The organism is Flavobacterium album, from assembly GCF_003096035.1.
Taxonomy (GTDB): Bacteria; Bacteroidota; Bacteroidia; order Flavobacteriales; family Flavobacteriaceae; genus Flavobacterium; species Flavobacterium album.
Genome location: NZ_CP029186.1, coordinates 3506376 through 3528198 on the forward strand (window position 1 = coordinate 3506376; position 21823 = coordinate 3528198).

At 44.6% G+C, this 21823-nt stretch carries 19 protein-coding genes and 1 tRNA gene; 10 read left to right on the forward strand and 10 right to left on the reverse strand.

Annotated elements, in window-relative coordinates; genetic code table 11:
• The first annotated feature begins 26 nt into the window (after positions 1 to 26).
• A complete protein-coding gene (locus HYN59_RS15820; RefSeq protein ID WP_108779208.1) occupies positions 27 to 1646 on the forward strand; it encodes a M1 family metallopeptidase in 1620 nt (539 codons plus the stop codon).
• Positions 1647 to 1954: 308 nt separating this feature from the next.
• On the opposite strand, the gene HYN59_RS15825 is transcribed toward HYN59_RS15820, so the two are convergent.
• The 6 genes from HYN59_RS15825 to HYN59_RS15850 form a co-directional block, all read right to left on the reverse strand.
• Complete coding sequence (locus tag HYN59_RS15825) at positions 1955 to 2458, reverse strand: hypothetical protein (RefSeq protein ID WP_108779209.1); 504 nt, start codon at positions 2456 to 2458, stop codon at positions 1955 to 1957.
• Positions 2459 to 2599: 141 nt separating this feature from the next.
• Positions 2600 to 3133, reverse strand: a complete 534-nt coding sequence (locus tag HYN59_RS15830) for a hypothetical protein (RefSeq protein WP_108779210.1) — start codon at positions 3131 to 3133, stop codon at positions 2600 to 2602.
• Position 3134: 1 nt separating this feature from the next.
• Complete coding sequence (locus HYN59_RS15835; protein WP_108779211.1) at positions 3135 to 4067, reverse strand: SecDF P1 head subdomain-containing protein; 933 nt, start codon at positions 4065 to 4067, stop codon at positions 3135 to 3137.
• Between the two features lie 9 nt (positions 4068 to 4076).
• Positions 4077 to 4778, reverse strand: a complete 702-nt coding sequence (locus HYN59_RS15840) for a hypothetical protein (protein ID WP_108779212.1) — start codon at positions 4776 to 4778, stop codon at positions 4077 to 4079.
• A gap of 214 nt (positions 4779 to 4992) precedes the next feature.
• A complete protein-coding gene (locus HYN59_RS15845) occupies positions 4993 to 6027 on the reverse strand; it encodes an AMP-binding protein (protein WP_108779213.1) in 1035 nt (344 codons plus the stop codon).
• Positions 6017 to 6979 (reverse strand): CPBP family intramembrane glutamic endopeptidase, encoded by a 963-nt coding sequence (locus HYN59_RS15850; RefSeq protein ID WP_108779214.1) that lies wholly within the window; start codon positions 6977 to 6979, stop codon positions 6017 to 6019. Before HYN59_RS15850 ends, HYN59_RS15845 begins: the two co-directional genes overlap by 11 nt.
• A gap of 86 nt (positions 6980 to 7065) precedes the next feature.
• Between HYN59_RS15850 and arsC the strand changes: the two genes are divergently transcribed.
• Positions 7066 to 7407, forward strand: coding sequence for an arsenate reductase (glutaredoxin) (arsC, locus tag HYN59_RS15855; RefSeq protein ID WP_108779215.1), 342 nt, complete (start codon positions 7066 to 7068; stop codon positions 7405 to 7407).
• Positions 7408 to 7498: 91 nt separating this feature from the next.
• Positions 7499 to 10069, forward strand: coding sequence for a TonB-dependent receptor (locus HYN59_RS15860; protein WP_108779216.1), 2571 nt, complete (start codon positions 7499 to 7501; stop codon positions 10067 to 10069).
• Positions 10070 to 10126: 57 nt separating this feature from the next.
• Here the strand turns inward: HYN59_RS15860 and HYN59_RS15865 are convergent, their stop codons facing one another.
• Together HYN59_RS15865 and HYN59_RS15870 are read right to left on the reverse strand one after the other, a co-directional pair.
• Positions 10127 to 10549, reverse strand: coding sequence for a hypothetical protein (locus HYN59_RS15865; RefSeq protein WP_108779217.1), 423 nt, complete (start codon positions 10547 to 10549; stop codon positions 10127 to 10129).
• A gap of 242 nt (positions 10550 to 10791) precedes the next feature.
• Positions 10792 to 12066, reverse strand: coding sequence for a Glu/Leu/Phe/Val family dehydrogenase (locus HYN59_RS15870; protein WP_108779218.1), 1275 nt, complete (start codon positions 12064 to 12066; stop codon positions 10792 to 10794).
• Between the two features lie 298 nt (positions 12067 to 12364).
• Here HYN59_RS15870 and HYN59_RS15875 point away from each other — a divergent pair, with 298 nt between their 5' ends.
• The 4 genes from HYN59_RS15875 to HYN59_RS15890 all read left to right on the forward strand — a co-directional run bounded on the left by HYN59_RS15875 (position 12365) and on the right by HYN59_RS15890 (position 16076).
• On the forward strand, positions 12365 to 13159 hold the full coding sequence (locus tag HYN59_RS15875) for a sulfite exporter TauE/SafE family protein (RefSeq protein WP_108779219.1): 795 nt from the start codon (positions 12365 to 12367) through the stop codon (positions 13157 to 13159).
• A gap of 38 nt (positions 13160 to 13197) precedes the next feature.
• Positions 13198 to 14604 carry an MBL fold metallo-hydrolase gene (locus HYN59_RS15880; RefSeq protein ID WP_108779220.1) on the forward strand — a complete coding sequence of 469 codons (1407 nt, stop codon included), beginning with the start codon at positions 13198 to 13200 and terminating at the stop codon, positions 14602 to 14604.
• A gap of 84 nt (positions 14605 to 14688) precedes the next feature.
• Complete coding sequence (locus HYN59_RS15885; protein ID WP_108779221.1) at positions 14689 to 15825, forward strand: redoxin domain-containing protein; 1137 nt, start codon at positions 14689 to 14691, stop codon at positions 15823 to 15825.
• A gap of 170 nt (positions 15826 to 15995) precedes the next feature.
• Positions 15996 to 16076: transfer RNA gene (locus HYN59_RS15890), tRNA-Tyr, on the forward strand.
• A 300-nt stretch (positions 16077 to 16376) separates the two neighbouring features.
• On the opposite strand, the gene HYN59_RS15895 is transcribed toward HYN59_RS15890, so the two are convergent.
• Positions 16377 to 17360, reverse strand: coding sequence for a fasciclin domain-containing protein (locus tag HYN59_RS15895; RefSeq protein WP_108779222.1), 984 nt, complete (start codon positions 17358 to 17360; stop codon positions 16377 to 16379).
• A gap of 182 nt (positions 17361 to 17542) precedes the next feature.
• Entirely contained in the window at positions 17543 to 18472 is a 930-nt protein-coding gene (locus HYN59_RS15900) for a MerR family transcriptional regulator (protein ID WP_108779223.1), read from the reverse strand.
• 175 nt (positions 18473 to 18647) lie between these two features.
• Here HYN59_RS15900 and HYN59_RS15905 point away from each other — a divergent pair, with 175 nt between their 5' ends.
• Genes HYN59_RS15905 through HYN59_RS15915 form a run of 3 tightly spaced genes read left to right on the forward strand, consistent with a single transcriptional unit; the run spans position 18648 to position 21821 of the window.
• Positions 18648 to 19718, forward strand: coding sequence for an FAD-binding domain-containing protein (locus HYN59_RS15905; protein ID WP_181369464.1), 1071 nt, complete (start codon positions 18648 to 18650; stop codon positions 19716 to 19718).
• Positions 19702 to 20406 carry an SDR family NAD(P)-dependent oxidoreductase gene (locus HYN59_RS15910; protein WP_108779773.1) on the forward strand — a complete coding sequence of 235 codons (705 nt, stop codon included), beginning with the start codon at positions 19702 to 19704 and terminating at the stop codon, positions 20404 to 20406. The genes HYN59_RS15905 and HYN59_RS15910 overlap by 17 nt, the downstream gene beginning before the upstream one ends.
• A 2-nt stretch (positions 20407 to 20408) precedes the next feature.
• A complete protein-coding gene (locus HYN59_RS15915; protein WP_108779225.1) occupies positions 20409 to 21821 on the forward strand; it encodes an SDR family oxidoreductase in 1413 nt (470 codons plus the stop codon).
• Positions 21822 to 21823 lie beyond the last annotated feature (2 nt).

A 21823-nucleotide genomic window follows, 5' to 3' on the forward strand; every position in this document is an offset into this window, starting at 1 on the left:
ATACCAATAACCCAAACACTCCAGCCATGAAAAAAGTATTATTACTTGCTATTGTTTTCTTCGGAATTTATTCGGCAACTGCACAAACCTACACGCGCCGCGACAGCCTCCAGGGAGGATTGCGCAGGGAACGCACCAGTTTTGACGTGCAGCGCTACGACCTCAACATTACACTCGACCCGGACAAGAAGTACATCAGCGGCTACAATGACATCTCCTTTGATATTGTTGAAACTACAAACAGAATACAACTCGACCTTTTTGAGAACATGAAGGTGGACAGCATTGTATGGAGCGGAAAAAAAATGCCCTTTAGGAGAGATAATGACGCTGTATTTATCAGTTTCCCTTCTCCCATTAAAATCAGCAAAGGCCATAAAATACGGTTTTACTATTCCGGCTACCCGCTGGTGGCGAAAAATGCACCGTGGGATGGCGGGTTTGTTTTTTCTAAAGATACCGCAGGCAAGCCGTGGATTGGTGTTGCCGTTCAGGGCACCGGGGCCAGTTTATGGTTTCCCGTAAAAGACCACCAGACCGATGAGCCTGATAAGGGCGCTTCGGTAAAGGTAGCGGTACCTAATGGGCTGATGGATGTTTCCAACGGTCGCTTTATGGGCAGTACCGACCTGAAGAACGGGTATACCCGCTGGGACTGGGAGGTAAAGAACCCTATAAATAATTACACCATCACGCTGAACGTAGCTGACTATGCCCACATACACGACAACCTGCGCGGGCTTGATCTGGACTATTACGTGCTGAAGCAAAACGAAGAGAAAGCAAAAGAGCATTTTGAAGAAGTAAAGCCTATGCTGGAATGTTTCCAGTCGAAATTCGGGCAGTACCCTTTCTTTGAAGATGGCTACAAGCTGGTGGAAACACCCTACCTGGGCATGGAACACCAAAGCGCCGTGGCTTATGGCAACAAATACAAAAAAGGCTACATGGGCAGCGATATGAGCGGCACCAGTGTGGGGATGCTTTTTGATTACATCACGGTACATGAGAGCGGGCACGAGTGGTTCGGGAACAGCATCACCTCCAAAGATATTGCCGATATGTGGATACACGAGGGCTTTACAACCTACAGCGAAACGGTATTTGTAGAATGCCTGTACGGGTATGATAAAGCCATGAAATACATTACCGGCCAGCAGATGGCAGTGTCTAATAACAAGCCGGTTATTGGTGTTTTTGGTGTAAACAAAGAAGGCTCCGGCGATATGTATTTTAAGGGCGCACTAATGCTGAATACCCTGCGCCATGTTGTAAATGACGATGACAAGTGGTGGAAAATGCTGCTGAAATATTCTGAAACCTACAAAAAAAAAGTGATCGATACCGAAACGGTGGTGGCATTCTTCAACAAAGAGACAGGAATGAACCTCACGCCTTTCTTCAACCAGTACCTGCGCTATAAAAACCCACCAATATTGCAGCTAAAGCTAAATAACGGCAAGCTGGAATACCGATGGCAAACAGATGAAGCCAACTTTAAGCTTCCTGTAGCAATTGTAGCAAACGGTAAAGAAGTGCGCCTTTATGGCACCAATGACTGGAAAATATCGGATGTGGACGTAGCCGACCTGAAAGATGTCGCCTTGCAGAAAACGAAGTTTTATGTGAAAGTGCAGAAGTTATAGCTTATAAATTTAGGTCTGACAGGTTTCAAAGACAAGTGTTAGGAATGGTTACAAATAATTCATATGTCACTCCTCTGGAGTTCTAAGGCTTTCATGCTCAATATTACTATAAACATATCGCCCCGCTGGGGCTGCCACTGATGAGTCCCGGAGGGACGGAATATTTATAGCGAAATTTAAACGAAAACCACTTGAGCTCCGGAGGAGCGTCATATAAGCATATTGATAAACCTTTAATCCTTGTAAAGTGTGGATACCGATCTCAATAACGGCGGCATCCGTATCAGGGTTTCACTTTAAGAATATATTTAATATACTTTTCCTGCGAGGACATTTTCGCAAAAATCAGCAAAACCGGTACCTATGCAGTAAAAATCCTCTATATCCCTGAACGGGGAACTATCGTAAAATTCGCCTACCTGCCCATAAAGTTCCGAGGCTTTATCACAGCAAATGAAGAAATTCCCCCTGTCGCTCCGGTGTCCTACCGAAAGCCAGAAAACAGGCTGCTCGTCAGGATCTGCATCGCAATCAACGTAATTTACTGTGAGGGACAATGCTTCCATGAGGCCATAAATGTACAGGTCCTGCCCATTAGGTTTTACGGTTCGGATGTCAACCGTGCTAAGGTAATACAGGTATTCATCAGGTATCTGGAATTGCTCCCTCCTTTCGTATGGCAGGAATTCGCCATTTGATAAAGTTGGCAGCAATACTCTTTTTATAGACGATTCTAAGTAGTCACCGGCAACACCAAAACTTGTGCTTTCTTTTATTAGCCGGTCAAAAACAGATTCATTATCGTTTTCCATTTATTTTAGATATTTTGTTACAATCTTGTACCGCTTCTCGTTGAATTCATCATCCATCTCTTCGCGCACACATTGTTTTATTATGATAATCATTACGTTAAGTTTGCTTCGCATTGGACTGTAAGCTCCTGCCCATCCATGTTATCTTCGAATGTTTATCTCAAAAGTATGGCTTTCAATAAATGCTTCGGTCTCTGCCAATGTGAGGTGGCTTTCAATGCAATTATCCGATGCCATGCCGATATCCCCTACAATATATTTATAATCTGCAATGGTGCCGATTTCCCTTATCAGTTTTTCATGTTTCGTTCCGGCATCCTGATTATAAAATTCTTTATTGTAAAAACCGATATCGAAGCCACCAAGTGTTACATCGTCCCAGCTTAAATAATTAATGCTGAACGGAAAGCTAAAATCGGGATGCCGGTAGGACAGCAGGCCCAAACCTTTCCAGGAACAAAGCATATCGAGCACGGTTGCCTCCGTCATAGTTTCATAAAGTTCAATAGGGTCTTTTTCATCATCATCCCTGCTGTCATTGAATACGAGATATTCATATTTATTAATTTCGGGCGTAACCCCAATCAATTTCAGCTTTTCATGAAAATCGGGGAGAAATATTTTTGGATCCCGGCTTTCCCTGAGCAGTACTAAGGTTACATTAAAATAGCCCACTTTATTTTTGCTCTAACAGTTTAACTTCAGTAATGAGTACCTCAAGGGGCAAACTCGTATTAATCCGCTCTGCCATAGCATCTGCCTGCCTGCGATCCATATTCGCACTGATAGCGGCTTTTCCGCCTTCAATCGGACCTGTAACCATCGGGCAGCTTAAAACCCTTCCATCAAGAACAATGGCGAGGAATTTCTGTGTATTCTTCCGTGTAAGCGCTGCCCACGCAGCTTTATAATTGTCTTTGAATTGGAGCATTACATCATAATTAATCTTGTTGTAAGAGCGCACAACATCCGTTTCTTCCAACATATAAATAGTTACAGGGGCCTTATCCGAATTCCTGACAGCATACACAGCAATAGCAGGTTGATTTTTTTCGGGCAGGCCAAATACAAATGACAGGCCTGCCGGTAGCAGTTTCTTTGATTGGGGGAGGTTTACGAGCTTCATAAATTCTTCTGACCGCCCTGTCTTACAATAGCCTATCACCGCACCTTCTGCAAACTCACGGTTGAGTATCTCTTCCAGCCGGATTACATATGCCGTATAGCCTTCGGCAATTTCGGGCGCATTGTCGGCAATGCTATCGGAAATGCGACCGATGCCATCCATGGCAGCATTGAGTTCGGCAGTTTGGTAGGTTTCATAGATGGCAAACTTATCTTGGTAAAAGCAATGGGGCGCTTTATCGCTGCCTTCACAAGGCATTTTGGCAATGATAGTATTGTTTTCAATTTTGATATCGGCATCCAGGTTTCTCTCCTTTAAGCGTTTGCCTATTTTTTCAATTGTGGCTTCTTTCAGCTTTTCTGAAGCAGTACGATCTGTAAATTCTGCTTTTATCTGATAGCAGGGCGGTTGCTGGGCGCAGCCGGACAGTGTCAGCATAAAAAAGATGCCAAAAGCCGCAATTTTATTTTTAATGAATGTCATAAACTATGGTTATGGGATGTTATAAACCTGTTCATCTACATGGGTAAGCTTACCGGTATTGGCATTGACGTAGTAATCCCGTACCGAATATTGCCCTTTATCAGGGATGGATGACGGCTCTTCCTGTATGTGCCAGCAAAATGAGTCAATTTCAGGATCATAAGAAATCCCGATACCGGATATTACGCCTTTATATTGTTTTTGTGCTTTTACCAGCTTTAATGCGCTGCAAATCTCAATGAACTTGTCAAACTTTGGGTTTGCTATTACTGACGGAATCATATCACCGGAAAGGACCTTATAGCTATGGTCAAGCAGAACACTGAAATCATAATCATATTTTCCAAACTTGACTGTATAATCAACAGTGTAGCTGACTTTATATTTGGAAAGGTTATATAATTCGGTAGTCGGCGAGTTTTCATCCATCCCCTCAGGATAGTTGACATACATGTATTTTACCTTGCACTTTTTTTCAAAATCGGCACCAGAACGCTGCTTAATATAGTTTCCCGCAGCATTTATAGCACCATTGGCATAGTCAGCGATACTTGAGATATTGTGCTTACTGCTGTACTGATTGTTTACCGCAAAGAATACGTAGTTGTCATTAATCATCTCCTTAACGGCGTAAAGGATCTTATCGCTGTCCTTGCATTGCGCGAAAGCCTGGACCGAAAGTAACAGGGCAAAAATGTAGAATATCTTCATTAGGAAAATCGGTTGGTTTAAGGGCCGAAGATACTGTTTTTAGTCCTATTTTCCTCACGTCAGCCACAAAGGATTGCGCTCTGTAAGGACTATGATCGTGCAGGCATTATTAAATGTTTCCGAACTTTCATCCCGCTATTCCGAACGTCAGAAAAATGCCGGCGATTATACAAACCGGGCCTTTACAGATTGCTGCCTAATTTTTTAAAAAATTTTAATCACGCTTTATTTTACCTGAACCGGTTTCCGCAAATTTTTCAACAAAAAGGATGTCTTTCGGCTTTTCAAATTTTCCCAGGCCCTTGAAAGTAGCCTTATCAACATCATACGGTTCACCTTCTATAACCAGAACAAGCTTTTCGCCCAGGGATTCATCAGGCATGCCTTTTACATAAAATCTTCTGTCGATCCTGCCGGACAGCTTCTCCTCTATCTGCTCAGGGAACAGCTTTACGCCGCCACTGTTGATCACATTGTCATGACGGCCCAGCCAGATGAAATGGGTGTCGTCTACTATCTTAACCACATCGTTAGTAACAACCGGCTCATCGCAGATCAGGTACGGGTCAATCACAAGGCAATGCCTTTCATCTTCGCTTATTTTTACGTTAGGCAATACTGTAAAAGCTTCCTCCCCTATCCTTTTCGCAGCAATATGTGTTATGGTTTCGGTCATCCCGTAGGTTTCGTATATCGCTGTAGGAAGGCCTGCCAGCTTATCGCTCAACGCCTGGCTTACTTTTGCGCCGCCCAGTATAAGCTTCTTTATCATGTGGAGTTTTTCCAATGAATGCTCTGCCTGCAAAGGCACCATTGCGGCAAAATCGTATTGCGTTTCATTCCGCTCCAGCGGATGCGAAACCGGTGCTACAAGATCCATATCCCAGCCCAGTATAAATGCCCTTACCAGCATCATCTTGCCCGCTACATACTGCGTGGGCAGGCAGTGCAGTACTTTGATCCCTGCTTCCAGGTCGAAGAATTCGCCCGTAGCCTTCGCCGAATTTACCATGGCCTGTTTTTCTACCCGTATCAATTTTGGCTGGCCCGTCGTGCCCGAAGTATGCATTTCGATATAGCTATTCTGGTCGAACCAATACATCAGGAAGTCTCCTACTGCCCTTTCGAAAGGCTCGCCTTCCTTAATAAAGCTGTAAGCAATACGGCTCAGGTCGTCTTCACTAAAATGGAAGCCGTTCAGCTTAAATTGGGGATGCACAAAATGATAATCCGGATTATTATAATTCATGGCTTTGTACTATTTCGGTTATTGGAGTTTGTTTTAAGGGATATAGCTTTCCCGTGAGTTTTTCGCGCCATCCGGTCCATTTATACATATAGCTAAATAGCAGCAGGAGTAGCGGGTAAATTACCAAAACCGGAAGAACGATATCAAATCCGGCAGTCGGTTCAGAGACATCTTTAAATATGGAATAGGTTTGGAAAGCGGTCCAGTCGGCAGTAACCAAAAGCGCCGCCGTGAGGTTATTGGCCGCGTGGAAGCCAAGCGCCAGTTCGGTACCCTCATCCATAAGGGTCATAATGCCAAGCACCAACCCGGTACCAATGTAATATATTGACACTATATAGCCCATCTTTGCCACTTCAGGGTTGAAGATATGCATTCCCCCAAATATTACCGATGTCATAACCAGGGGAAACCAACGGTTTTTGGCGAGCAGCCCAAAGCCCTGCATAAGGTAGCCCCGGAAAACAAGTTCTTCAACACTTGTCTGTATGGGTATCATTACTATCGCAATTACAGCCAGTATGGCAAATTTTACGGGATCGAACTGCAGGATGTACTTATCCGGTTCGGAATAATAGGCAAGCACTATCATGCCGGCAGAGAAAATGCCCCATATTGCAAATGAAGATAGTATACGCTTCCAGTCTACTTGTGGCCTTGAGGTAACAATTTCCTTAAATTTCTGGTGATGCATCTTTCGTACAACCACGATCAGCGCTACCATAGCGACTGCAAATGAAAGGAGAACGAAAAATAAAGTAAGGTTAAGATCGAGAAATCGCATGATTGCTGCTTCGTCAACGGGCATAGGCCTGCCGGATTTTAGCTTTTCTAAAGCAATAGCTATAATCCATGGGATTTGCCCTACGAAAGAAGCTCCAATCACAATAACAGAACCTAATAAATATTTCCAGAACTTATTTTCGGGCTTAAAAGCCTGTGCAATAAACATAAGCGTTTGGGATTAATTTAAAATATGTTAGCACTAAGTTAGCTGAATTTTCAATTAATAATAACTTTCTTTGCAAAAAGAATTTAATGATCACGATTTACCATAACCCGATGTGCAGCAAATCGCGCGAATGCCTGCAGCTGCTGGAGTTAGAACAAATGCCTTTTACTACCGTAAAATACCTTAATGAGCCGCTTTCGAAAAAAGAACTGAAGGAACTTTTGAAAAAACTCGGCATAAAGCCAATTGGCCTGGTTCGGCAAAAAGAGGCTGTCTGGATATCCGAATATAAAGGCAAAACACTCACAGATACACAAATACTTGAAGCCATGGTAAAGCACCCCAACCTCATAGAGCGTCCCATTGTAGTGAACGGCGACAAAGCCATCATTGCCCGGCCTGCCGAAAAGGTGCACGATACCCTTTAACCTTTTAACAAATATTTAAGTTTTCAGCTTTAAACCTTTAGGCATTACGAGGGTCATACACTCTAAATCATCTATCAATTTTAATATTTACATGAAAAATTTCCGGACTTCTGTCTTACTACTATTTTTATTTTCTACAGTCATCGCATTTGCACAGGGCAGACCCGGCGGTAGCAATGGTGTTAAAGTAACGGGAAAAGTGATCGAGCAGGATACAAAACTCCCACTTGAATTTGCTACCGTAACCATACAAACTCCTGACAACGTTACCGTAAACGGCGCCCTGACCGATGCTAAAGGCGAATATACCGTTACCGTACCACCGGGCACGTATAATATCAAATTTGATTTCATATCATTCAAATCTGCGGTTATTTCCGGCAAAGAAATTATTGCCGAAACCAACCTTGGCACTATGGTAATGGCGCCGGATGCTACGTTGCTTAAAGATGTGGAAATTACTGCCGAACGCTCTACTGTTGATATAAAGCTCGATAAAAGGGTGTACAATATAGGGAACGATATGATGGTAAAAGGCGGAAGCGTGAGCGATGTGCTTGACAATGTACCGTCTTTATCAGTAGACGCCGAGGGGAACGTAGCCCTCAGGGGTAACCAGAGTGTCACCATCCTCATTGACGGTAGGCCTTCTACCCTTGCAGGAAGCAATGTTGCCGATGTGCTGCGCCTGCTGCCTGCCGATTCTGTGGACAAGGTGGAGGTTATTACCAACCCTTCGGCGCGTTATGATGCGGAAGGCGGTGGCGGTATCGTGAACATCATCCTGAAAAAAGGTTCGGCCAACGGATTCAACGGTTCATTCGTTGCCAACACGGGAACACCTGCTAACCACGGGATATCGACCAACCTTAATTACCGCAGCAATACGTACAATGTGTTTTCCAGCCTGGGCTACAATTACAGGAACAGTCCCGGAAATTCAAAAACGAATACAGAATACCTTGACGACAATAATAATACTACCAACTTTGTAAACGAAAGAAGAAATAACGACCGCCTGCAAAGGGCCTTTAACGGAAGCTTTGGCATCGAATGGTTCCTGGATAAAACCCTGACATGGACCAACTCCATATCCGGACGCAGGAGCAGCGGCGATAACCCTACCGATACCTACTATCATAATTTTGATGCAGACCATGTTTTCCAGAATACCCGCTACAGGTATAATTTAGAAAATGATAAAGACACCAACTTCCGGTATTCGACCAACCTGGTAAAGAAATTTGATGACAAGGGCCACGAGCTCAAAATCGATGCATCGGTATCGAAAAGCATTGATGATGAGAACTCTGTAATCAATGACATTACACTTGGCAGCCCGGATGTCGTAAACAGCAACGAACGTACTAAAAACTACCAAAACGAAGACCGCGGCCTCATACAGGCCGATTATGTACTTCCTTTAGGCAAAGACAGCCGCTTTGAAGCAGGTTACCGTGGCAGTTTTACCACCCTGGAGACTGATGCAAAAGCAGAAATATTGGAGGACGGCACATGGGTGAACAACGGCGATTATACTAATTTCCTTCAATATAAAGAAAAAGTGAACGCGCTGTACTCACAGTTTGGTTCGAAAATGGGGAGTTTCTCCTACCTGTTCGGGCTTCGTTGGGAAGACAGCAATATCGATGTGAACCTTATTAACCTGAATGATTACCATAACAAGCGTTACAATAACTTTTTCCCTTCGGCATTCTTTTCTTATGAATTTGCGCAGGGCAACAGTTTAAGTCTTAGCTACAGCCGTCGCATCAACCGTCCAAGGGGGAGGTTTTTGAGCCCGTTCTCGGGACTTGAGAGCAACATTAACGTTTTCCGTGGTAACCCGGATCTTAACCCGTCGTATACGAATGCTTTCGATTTAGGGTATCTTCGCAAATGGGGACAGTTGACGCTTAGCACATCGGCCTACCTTAATATTACCGATGATACTTTCCAGTTTGTAAGAAGGGCATCAGGCGATTTTATAGTACATGCTGTGGGAGGCACTGATATTGTTGACCCTGTTACAGGCGAGGTTACGGTAGTTGACGGACAGGACACCCGCACCCCGGTTATCCTGACCACCCCTATCAACCTTTCTAAAGAGTACCGTTTCGGTTTTGAGTTCAATATCAATTACAACCCATTCAAATGGTGGAGGGTCAACAGCAACTTCAACTTCTACAGGTATGAGAGCAAAGGTGATTACACTTTTGTGTATCAAAATGAGGAAGGCGTAACCATAACCGATTTCCAGAACTTCAACAGGACGGCTTATAGCTGGACTACAAGGATCAACTCAAAAATTACCCTGCCGGGGAAGATCGACTGGCAGCTGAACGGACAGTATGATGCGCCCCAAAACAATGCCCAGGGCCGCAGGGTTGGCGTAGCAAGCGCTAACACCGTGCTCAGTAAAGATTTATTGAAGGACAAGGCTACCATTGCCCTTAATGTGCAGGACATCTTCAATTCAAGGAAAATGAAAAATGACACTTATGTTCCCGGTGAATTGAGGTCGTATAGCGAAATGCAATGGAGGCAGCGCCAGGTAACGCTTTCGTTTACCTACCGCTTCAACATGACCAAGTCTGACAGGCAGAAGGAAAACCAACAGAAACAGCAAGATGGTGGCGGCGATGATTATATGGGAGGATAAAATGTTATTTTAAATTCATCTATAGTAAAAATGCTGTCTAAACTTTGACAGCATTTTTTATGGATTTCCGGTAAAAAACTCAACACCTTTTGGCTTAAGCTTAACCGAATAATCTTTTCCGCTGTTCACTATTAAATTAATCCCCCTTACGAGACCCACAATGTCATACGCATAACCGGAGTCAAGGCGATAGGAATTGAAAGAAGGCTGCGGCATATCCGTTACAAACCCGGCATTTTGCCCAAAGTAGAATTTGTTGTTAGCACCTACATACACGCTTCGCTTCGAGATCTTTTGTGCATCGAAGGTATACTGGTAGTAATCAAATATCGTATTGTAATTTTTGGAATAAAAAGTAAAGTCCGGCTTTTGAAATACAATAGAGTCGTTGGCCTTAGTCATTGGCGCTGAATTCCCCGATACCTGTGCCTTTGCAGTAAAACCGGCAGCTATAGCGAAAAACAAAAGGTACTTTTTCATGGCGTGGTTTTTTGGTATTCCAAATATAGGGAATATTTTTTAGCCACGAACCCGCCTCTCTTAGGCAGGGTTTTACAAATTTTAAATTCATTCTTAATATAAAATCCGCGTCAATCTGCCAAATCCGCGCCATCCGCGTTCCATAAAATTTGTGTAATTCGTCTAACCTTGAATGTAGCAGGCAGGTAGGCAAAATAAAAAAAGGCGCCAAATTGGCGCCTCCTTGGTAATATGTATATCCATTAAGGGAAAATACCCCTTTGTTTGTAAGCCATTTCAATACGGGTAAGGGCCACAATGTATGCTGCGGTCCTCCAGTCGGTTTTGAACTGTACTGAAGATGTTACCACTTTTCCGAAAGCCTCTTCAAGCTTCTTCCTTAGTTTGATAATTACATCGTCCATCGTCCATATTTCGCCGTTACGGTTTTGGAGCCATTCGAAATAGCTGCCAATAACACCGCCTGAGTTACAAAGGATGTCCGGGATGATATCGACACCATTAGCAAGAAGTATTGCCTCGCCTTCTGTATCTGTAGGGCCGTTGGCGCCTTCAGCGATTACCATAGCCTTGATATCTCCTGCATTTTCATCGGTTATCTGGTTGCCCAATGCTGCCGGTATAATAATATCGCAATCAATACCGAAGAATGATTTTGAATCGTATTCCTGGGTGCCTTTAAACCCGGTTATTGTAGCATTGTCTGCCTGGTAACGCAAAAGCGCTTCAGGGTCGATACCTTCAGGATTGTAAATAGTTCCTGTAGCATCCTGTACACCTACCAGTATAGCGCCATTCTTGTTCATGAAATGTGCAGCCCAGTATCCTACGTTACCGAAGCCCTGCACGATATATCTTTTTCCTTCAAGGGTTGTGCCTTTCACATTTGCCCATGACTCCAAAGTAACTACAACGCCAAAGCCTGTTGCCCTGTCACGCCCTTCCAGTCCGCCCGACCCTACCGGCTTACCGGTAACGACGTGCTGGTTCTTGGAACGCTCAGCAGGCGATTTGGTTGACATATAAGTGTCAGCTATCCAAGCCATCATCTGTGCATTGGTGTTCACGTCCGGAGCAGGAATGTCATGCTCAGGGCCGATATTATCTCCCAAAGCAAATGTGAACCTCCTTGTTATCCTTTCAAGCTCTCCCTGGGAATATAATTTCGGGTCGATCTGGATACCGCCTTTCCCACCGCCATACGGCAGCCCTGCCAGCGATGTTTTCCACGTCATCCAGGTAGCCAGTGCCCTTGCAGCATCGATATCTACTGTGTGGTGGTACCTTAGGCCGCCTTTATATGGGCCTAAAGCATTGTTATGCTGTACCCTGTAACCGGTAAAAACCTCAACCGTGCCATTATCCATTTTTACAGGGAAATGCACTACGATTTCATTATTGGTTATAGAAAGGATTTTTTTAACGCTTTCGTCCAGCCCCATGACGGCTGCAGCTTTTTCAAACTGGTTCTTTACATTTTCATACATGCCCACACGGGCCTTTACTGCTGTTGCCATAATTTTAACTTACAACTTGTATAATAATAAAAATTTTACTTTTTTAAAAAGCATCACAAATATAAAGCAAACACAATGATTGAATTAATAATTTTATAAAAAATAAATGCTAAAATTATGATTGCTGTAATTTAGTCCATCAAAAAACCTACCAAAATATATATTATGTAATTTTTATTACCACAATGCACCCGCAAACAATTCATAATCAATAAAATAGAAAATAAGGCTGGTTTTTCGCCTCATTGTCAGGTATAGCAACCGTTTTTGTTATACATTTATTCGCTGAAAAATCACAATGGAATTAATAGCAGGCTATACCGGAGCTTTTATGATCGGCCTTACACTTGGGCTTATGGGAAGCGGCGGCTCTATACTTACAGTTCCGCTTCTGGTATATGTATTTGGAATTGACCCGGTAATTGCTACTGCCTACTCGCTCTTTATCGTAGGCACTACGTCAGCGGTTGGCGCTGTTAAAAATTACATTAAAGATAACGTATCTGTAAAAACAGGATCGATTATCGCAATCCCTTCTTTCCTTTCGATATATCTTACCCGAAGGTATATCGTAACACGATTACCCGAAGAGTTTACCCGGGATAACTTTACAATAACGCGGCATACCTTTATAATGACCGTATTTGCGATTGTCATGCTGTTAGGTGCTGCATCGATGCTCTTAGCAAAAATTGACAACAGGGAAGACCAGATACCAAAAAAGATCAATTATTCTTTTATACTGCCCTGTGTAGCGGTAATAGGTATTGTTATGGGGCTTGTGGGTTCCGGGGGCGGCTTCCTCATTATCCCCATGCTGGTTTTTTTTGGAGGCCTCACAATAAAAAAATCCATAGGCACATCATTATTCATTATCACAATCAATTCATTAACGGGTTTTGCGGGCGACCTGCATGCTATAAATATTGACTGGCATTTTCTTTTATTAATTACGATAATCTCAGTTTTTGGTATATTTGCAGGGACTTATCTGCACAGGTATGTGAATGAGGGCCAGCTAAAAAAAGGATTCGGCATTTTTATCCTTGTTATGGCCGTATTCATAATAGCAAAAGAAATGACAGGTTTTTAACGGGATTGAACACAACAGAAGGCTAAAACACACACATTATGAAAATCGAACAAATTTATACCGGCTGCATCGCACAGGCAGCTTACTATCTGGAGAGCAACGGGGAAGCTGCCATCTTTGACCCCCTGAGGGAAGTACAGCCTTATATTGACCGCGCTGCCAAAGACAACGCTAAGATCAAATATATCTTTGAAACCCATTTTCATGCCGATTTTGTCTCGGGCCACCTGGACCTGGCAAAGAAAACAGGCGCGCAGATCGTATACGGGCCAACTGCCAAGCCTGATTTTGAAGCGCTTATTGCTGCTGACGGACAGGAATTTACCCTGGGCAATTATACCATTAAAGCCATACACACACCGGGGCACACGCTGGAAAGCACTTGCTACCTGCTGAGTGAGAACGGTGAGCCGACAGGCATTATCACCGGCGATACCTTATTTATTGGTGATGTGGGCCGCCCTGACCTTGCGCAGGCCCTAACCGAAGAGCTGACACAGGAAGTTCTTGCCTCGCACCTGTATGATTCGCTGCGCAACAAGATAATGGTATTGCCGGACAGCCTTATCGTATACCCGAGCCATGGTGCCGGAAGCGCCTGTGGAAAAAACATGAGTAAGGAAACTACCGACCTGCTTGGTAACCAGAAAAAAACAAACTATGCGCTTAGGGCCGATATGACCAAAGAGGAATTCACGAAAGAATTGCTTGACGGGCTTAGCGCTCCCCCCGCCTACTTTCCGCAAAATGTAATGCTGAACATACAGGGTTATGAAAGCCTGGATACAATACTGAAAAAAGGTTCAGTTCCTTTGACTGCATCTGAATTTATGGCTGCAGCAAATGAAAAGGACGCATTAGTGCTGGATGTAAGGCACGAAAACGACTTTGTAAAAGAACATATCCCGGGCTCGATATTCATTGGCCTTAACGGAACATTCGCCCCATGGGTAGGCGCGCTCATAATGGATGTTAACCAACCCCTGGTTCTTGTAACGCCTGAAGGCATGGAAGAAGAAACCGTTACAAGGCTGGCGCGCGTGGGCTTTGACAATACGCTTGGCTACCTGAGCGGAGGCCTCAGCGCGTGGAAAGAAGCCGGCTTTGAAACTGACAGCATCCGATCCATATCTCCTGAAGAGTTTGCTGACAGGCTGGAATCGGAAGAGAAAATAGTGGTTGATTCCAGGAAGCCGGGCGAATTTAACGGTGGGCATGTTATTAATGCGGTAAACATTCCGCTTGACTTTGTAAACCAGCAACTGGCAGAAGTGCCAAAAGAGGAAGACTTCTATTTGCACTGCGCCGGAGGATACCGTTCGGTAATCATGGCATCTATACTTAAAGCGAGAGGCTACCATAACATGATCAATGTTGAAAAAGGCTTTGGAGGTATAAAAAACACATCGGTAAAAACCACTTTCATACAGCCGGCCTGCTCATAATTCCACACTGAAAAATAAATTTTAAACACGGCAGGGCGCAATGGATTTTTAAATACTTTTGCACCATTATTTAAACAAAAAAATATGAAAAAATTTCTTTTATTTCTTGCGGTATCAGCTACGGTTGTATCATGCAAGAAAGACCAGTATGAAATAGCAGGAACTGTAGATAAATCGCTGAATGGAAAGAATGTTTTCCTTGAGACAAACGGTGACATGGGAGGCTTTACAGCTAAAGACACCGTAAAAGTAGAGAATGGTAAATTTGTATTTGAAGGAACCGCTACTGAACCGGCATTGTACTTTATACAGGTTGAAGGCCTGAACGGAAAAGCAGAGATCGTACTTGAACAGGGCGATATCGAAGTTAACATCGATAAGGACTCGCTTTTCAAATCGAAACAGGGAGGTACTTTTAATAATGATATGCTGCACCAATACTATCAGGATATAAACAAGATCAGGACAAAAATGATCTCTTTCCAGAAAGCCAACCAACAGGCAATGATGAATGCCTACAAATCCAACGATACGGTGGTTATGAACAGGCTGAATAAAACCTATACGGCTATTGGAAAGGAAATGACAAACGCTTCTTTAGATTTTATAAAGAAAAACCCGAAAGCGTATATCAGCGTGCTTCTTTTGAAGCAGCAGGTAGCAATGGGTAAATCATCTTACGCTGACATTAAAAAGCTATATGATCCGCTTGATGAAGCCAATAAAAAGACTAAGGAAGGAAAAGAGCTTGCTACAGAAATGGCAAAACTTCAGAAAGCTGAAGAAAGCAAGGCAAGTGTAGAAATTGGGAAGCAAGCCCCTGACTTTAGCGCCGCTACCCCTGACGGAGCAAAAATGTCGCTTAAACAATCGCTTGGCAAAGTTACGCTTGTAGACTTTTGGGCATCATGGTGCAGGCCTTGCAGGGAAGAAAACCCTAACGTAGTGGCTATGTACAACGAACTTCACACCAAAGGCCTTAACATTATAGGCGTATCGCTTGATAAAGAAGGAGCCAAATGGAAAGAGGCTATTGCTGCCGACAAACTTGTGTGGAACCAGGTATCTAACCTTAAGTTTTGGGACGAACCGATTGCAAAGCAATATGGCGTACAATCAATCCCTGCGACTTTCCTTCTTGATGCTTCAGGAAAAATTGTTGCCAAAGACCTTAGAGGCGCTGAGCTTAAAGCCAAAGTAGAAGAGCTTTTGGCTAAATAACAAAAGGCTTTCCATATAAAATTATAGAGAATCTCCTCCGGGAGATTTTTTTATTGAATTAACTTACAGACGTTTAAAAAATAGTTGCCAAAATAGCAGCAAATATGTTTGTTTACTTAAAAAACAACCCTATATTTGCAACCGCAATAAGCGAAAAAGGTAAAGCCTTTGGGGAGATACTCAAGCGGCCAACGAGGACGGACTGTAAATCCGTTGGGAAACCTTCGCAGGTTCGAATCCTGCTCTCCCCACAAAAGGGTTAATAAGGAAATAAATGCTTTTCCAAATTTTTCAAAGCCCACAAAAATGCATAAACCTGCAAATGATAAATTTGCAGGTTTTTTTATGTTTTGCACTTTGTAAAATACTTTAATTGCCGAAGGGATTTCATAGAAAAGCCTAAACTATACAATAAGAAAGTTTAAATTATAAACGGAATGATATATAATTCCGATACACCCACGAAAGATTACAATTGGATAATTAAGCGTGTAAAATAAAAGAAGGGCGCACATTAAATGCACGCCCCTCAATTAACCAACCAACCTATTTTACATTTGAGGTAACAATACCTTATTTATAGCGTGGATAACACCATTCGATGCCTGCACGTCTGTTGCGATGATGTTTGAAACCCTTCCGTTAGCGTCTGTGATTGATGCACCTCCTTCAAGGTTAACCGTAAAATCACCACCCTGGAATGTACCTACTTCCATATTGTCCATCAGTGAAGTCGAAAGCACATTTTGCCCGGTTACCACGTGGTATTTGAGCGTGTTTTCCAGCGTAGCCTGAGGGATTGAGGCCAATCCGGGAAGGTTAAGCTCTGTAAGCAGCGATGTGAATGCAGCATTGTTTGGTGCAAATACGGTAAATGGCGAGCTCTGTGTTCCTGATAAGATGCCTGCAAAGTCGGGCTGGTCATTTCTAGTAAGCGCCTGTACAAGGACTGAGAAATCCGGATTTGCGATTGCGTGGCTCGTTACTGTTGGAAGGTCGATTACGCTGTTAACCACATGCACTACCCCATTGCTTGCCATAATATCGGGAGTAGTTACTGTAGCGCCGCCGTTGGTTGCACCACCATTCAATACTACACCGTTTGAAGTGTTTACAAACATGCTTAGCGTATTAGTAGCAGAGGCACTACCCTTGCCCAGTGTCTTTACATAACCGGTTTCCAAAGATGAAGAAATTGCGGTTCCTGATACTACGTGGTTAAGCAATATTTCTTTAAGTGTAGCTACGGGCACCTCGTTGATTGATGCAAAGCCTTTATCGTCCAAAAAGTTCTCGAATGCCTGATTCGTAGGAGCAAAAACGGTATAACTTCCCTGGCCATCAAGTGTTGCCACAAGATTAGCGCGGTCCAGCGCCTGTACCAGTATCGAAAGGTTTTGGTTTGCCGATGCAATATCCGCAATGGTATTGCCGTCCTGATTTGTGTTGTTGTTGTCATCGTCACTGCACGAGGTGAACAAAGGCAGTACCATTAGCATAAACAGACCTGCCGTTTTAAAAATTTTTCTTTTCATGATTATAATTTGTTGAGGTTTTGATACAACAAACTTAAACAAAAAGTTTTTTGTTTAACTATTCCGGCTAATTATTTAAACAAAAATTTAACATTTAAAACTCATGCGAACCGTAATTGGGCATCAAACAATATCCCGATTATAAGTAACAAAAGAGACCTGATCTGGAACAATTTACGCCATTAGTTACTATTGCTCTCTTGCGCAAAGGCGAGGGAAAGCGCTTCGACAGACATTGATAGTGAAGTAAAAAAGCGAAGGGTATCAGACTCGGGAATCTCCAATCCCATTGTCTTCCTTCCTACCACCCATAGAGCCGAACCGTTGCGCTGTATCTTGCCATGAAGTGCCGGTATATACTCCGTAAGTGGTTTTTCCTCAGGGGTAACAGTAAGATAGGTGATATAGGTAATGCCTGTAAAAAGCCTTGTAACTTCCGTGAGGCTATCCAATGACATATTGCTTCCGAGGTAGATGCAGTTGCGTCCTGATGCGGTAATTTCATACTGAAGGTAGAGCAGGCCAAGTTCATGGATCTCGCCAAAAGGGAGAAAAAGTACAAATGCCGGCTGCTGGCCCTTTTTGATCTTTCGGCTGGAGGCCGCAGTCTGCTGAAGTACAACCATCCTGATGAGATTGCTTACAAAATGCTCATGGGCAGGCTCAATGGTGGCTGTCTGCCACATGAGCCCTATTTCTTCCAGCAAAGGGAGGAAATAGCGCATAAACACTTCCCGGAACGGCATCTTCGAGAGCAGCTGCTCTGTCATATCAATAAAGGATGCCTGGTCAAAGGTCATCATCGCAAGCTTGTATTGGTGGACAACCGGCGCAATATCAGTACGCGTACTTCTCACTTCGGTCACCAGGACCTCGATCTGGCGCGCATCCATCGCTGCGACCCTGGATATTTTAAAGCCGTGACCCGTAAGCAAAGTCACATTCAGCAGCTTACGCAGCTCATCCAGCGTATAGGTCCGGCGCATGCCCGACTCCCCCCGCCCGGGCGTAAGCAATTCGTAGCGCTTCTCCCACATACGGATCGTATGGGCTTTAATACCTGATAGATTTTCGAGGTCGCCTATTGAGAATTCTGTCTTTATATTGTTCATTATAACTTGATTTAAACGGAGCGGTTCCGGAAACAAAGTAACAAAATTTTGTTAAACAAAAACTTAAAATAAGTTGAACAAATTATCTGTTTATGTATATTTGTTAAAGTTTAAAACAAATAATTCTCCAAACACATACTTCTTTAAACAGCAGGTTAGCTAAATGGAATTTCCGGTGTCATATAAACACATAATTAGTCGTATCGATGATTTCGATCCACTGGGTTATGAACACACACGAAACTTTGAAGATGGCGGCATCTCCGGGCTCTCCCCTTACCTGTCACGCGGGGTGATAAGCACGAAGCAGCTTTACCTAAGACTGGCAACCCGCTATGGTGAGCCGGCTTGCAGCGGATTCCTGAAGCAGCTGCTTTGGCGCGAATATTTTCAGCAGCGGCAGGTCGGCGGATTGCTTACAGCAGCGCCCCACCCCGACACAAACCGTACAAGGGGTGTGCCTGTAGCCGTGCTTCGTGGCGTAACCGGCATCGAAGCTATTGATGGGGGAATCAGAAAATTATATGCTGGAGGCTATATGCACAACCATGTCCGGCTTTATACAGCTGCTGTATGCGGGTTAGCAGGTTATCGTATTGAAATGCCTTCCCAATGGATGTACTACCATCTTTTTGATGGCGATATAGCAAGCAATACGGGTTCGTGGCAGTGGGCTGCGGGAATGCTTACAGCAAAGAGGTACATTGCCAACCAGGACAATATTAACCATTATTGCAGGACCAGCCAGAGCGGTACTTTTCTTGATATGGATTATGACGCACTTGACCGGCTGGCCGGAATTGATGCACTGAACGAGTGTACCGAGATTGCCTTCAGCACTGTGCTTCCGGTAACACCGCTGCCAAAGCTGGATTCCCGCCCTGTAGTGCTTTATACCAATTATAACCTTGATCCACTGTGGCATTGTGATGGTGATTTTAACCGTGTGCTGCTTTTGGACAGCGATCATTACAGGTCATATCCGGTAAGCGAAAAAGTACTGGAGTTTACCCTGGGCCTGGCTATAAATATTGACGGCCTACAGGTATATGCAGGCCGCTACAGCGACCTGAGAGCCGCCTATCCGGAAAATCGCTTCATTGTCAGGGAGCATCCGCTTTTCAGTTACCCGGGCACAGAAATTGAGCCGCGTGAATGGCTTGCCGGACGCGTAAACAACGCAGCGGGATCGTTCACAAAATATTTTAAAGCAATACAAAATGAATACCATGGAAGATTTATCTAAGCATTTTATTATAGCAGGCGCCAGCAGTGGCATAGGCTTGAGTATGGCACGTGCGCTGACGGCTTCCGGCCACCGGGTTACCGGGTTGAGCCGAACCCCGGGCGAGTTAGAGGGCACTCCCGGCTACACCCATGTCTTTCACGATTTCCTGTCTCCGGATCCGCTGCCTGCAATTGCCGGGCCGGCTGACGGAATTGCTTACTGCCCCGGAAGCATAACGCTGAAGCCCCTTGCACGCCTGTCCCGCACTGACATTACAAACGATTTTGAACTTAATGCCATGGGAGCATTCCTGTTTGTAAGGCAGTATATTGAAAATATGAAGGATGCGGGGTCGGGCGCAGTGCTGCTTTTCAGTTCGGTAGCCGCTTCAACAGGGCTTCCTTACCATGCGAGCATTGCCATGGCCAAAGGAGCGATTGAAGGCCTCGTAAAAGCATTGGCTGCCGAGCTTGCTCCTCAAATCAGGGTGAATGCGATTGCCCCGTCACTGACAGATACGCCTTTAGCAAAGCAACTGCTAAATTCTGATGCTAAAATTGCGGCTAACGCTGAGCGCCATCCGCTAAAATCAATTGGCAGGGCTGAGGATATTGCAGAGCTGGGATGCCAGCTCCTAACAGGTTCGCCATGGATGACGGGCCAGGTGATTTCCGTTAACGGAGGGCTCGGAACCATACTACGATAGCCATGAAAATACTACTCACCGGCGCAACCGGATATATTGGGCAGCGGCTGCTTCCTGTGCTTCTGGAAAGTGGCCACCAGGTGGTATGCCTCGTTCGTGATGCCAAACGCTTTGACATACAGCGTTATGGAGAAGGCGTTGAAGTTTGGGAAGCGGACCTGCTCACCCATGATAGCCTGAAGGATATACCGCGGGATATTGATGTTGCATACTACCTCGTTCATTCCATGAGCGCAGTAGGCGATTTTATGGCACGGGAAGAGCTGTCGGCAACGAATTTCAAGAAGGCTGTGGCTGCCACGGCGGCAAAGCAGGTTATTTACCTTACCGGAATCGCCAACCAGGAAGACCTCTCCCCCCACCTGCTCTCCCGCAGGCGCGTAGAGGAGATACTATCTTCAGGCCCGGTGCCCCTTACAGCGCTTCGCGCCGGTATAATTGTGGGTTCGGGAAGCGCGTCGTTTGAAATCATTAGGGACCTTGTGGAAAAGCTTCCGGTAATGATCGCTCCAAAATGGCTGATGACACGCTGTCAGCCGGTTGCCATCAGGAATGTAATAGAATTCCTTTCGGGCGTGATGCTGAAGCCCTGGGCCTTTGGCAAGCACTATGACATCTACGGACCCGACGTGCTGACCTACAAGCAGATGCTTGAACAATTTGCGCACGAGCGCGGCCTTACACGGCACATTATTACACTGCCGGTCATGACACCGAGGCTATCATCTTACTGGCTATATTTCGTGACATCTACTTCCTACACACTGGCCAGCCACCTGGTAGACAGCATGAAAATTGAGGTGGTAGCCCATGAAAATGACCTTGGCAGCAGGCTTGGCATTACGCCTATACACTACCGTGAGGCTATACGTATGGCTTTTGACAAGATTGAGCAGAACATGGTACTCTCAAGCTGGAAAGATGCTATGGGCTCACGGGCCGCGGCAGGAAGGCTATCCGAGCATGTGGTAGTACCGGAATATGGTGTTTTCACCGATAGTAAAAAGCTGGCTACAAAAGACCCGGAGAAGGCGGCAGAACGCATTTTTGCGATTGGCGGACACCGCGGATGGTATTATGCCGACTGGTTGTGGAGTTTCAGGGGCTTTCTTGATAAACTCTTTGGAGGGGTTGGCCTCAAGCGCGGCCGAAAGAATGCCGCAACCATCAATGCAGGAGAATCACTCGATTTCTGGAGGGTTATCTATGCTGACCGTAAAGAAAAACGTTTGCTGCTCTATGCCGAGATGAGGCTCCCGGGTGAAGCCTGGCTGGAGTTTTCGGTAAAGGACAATATGGTATACCAAACCGCTACCTTCCGCCCCCTTGGGCTTGGCGGCAGGCTGTACTGGTATTCGGTGTTACCTTTCCACTGGTTTATATTTAAGGGAATGATTAAAAAAATTGCAGGCTAAAA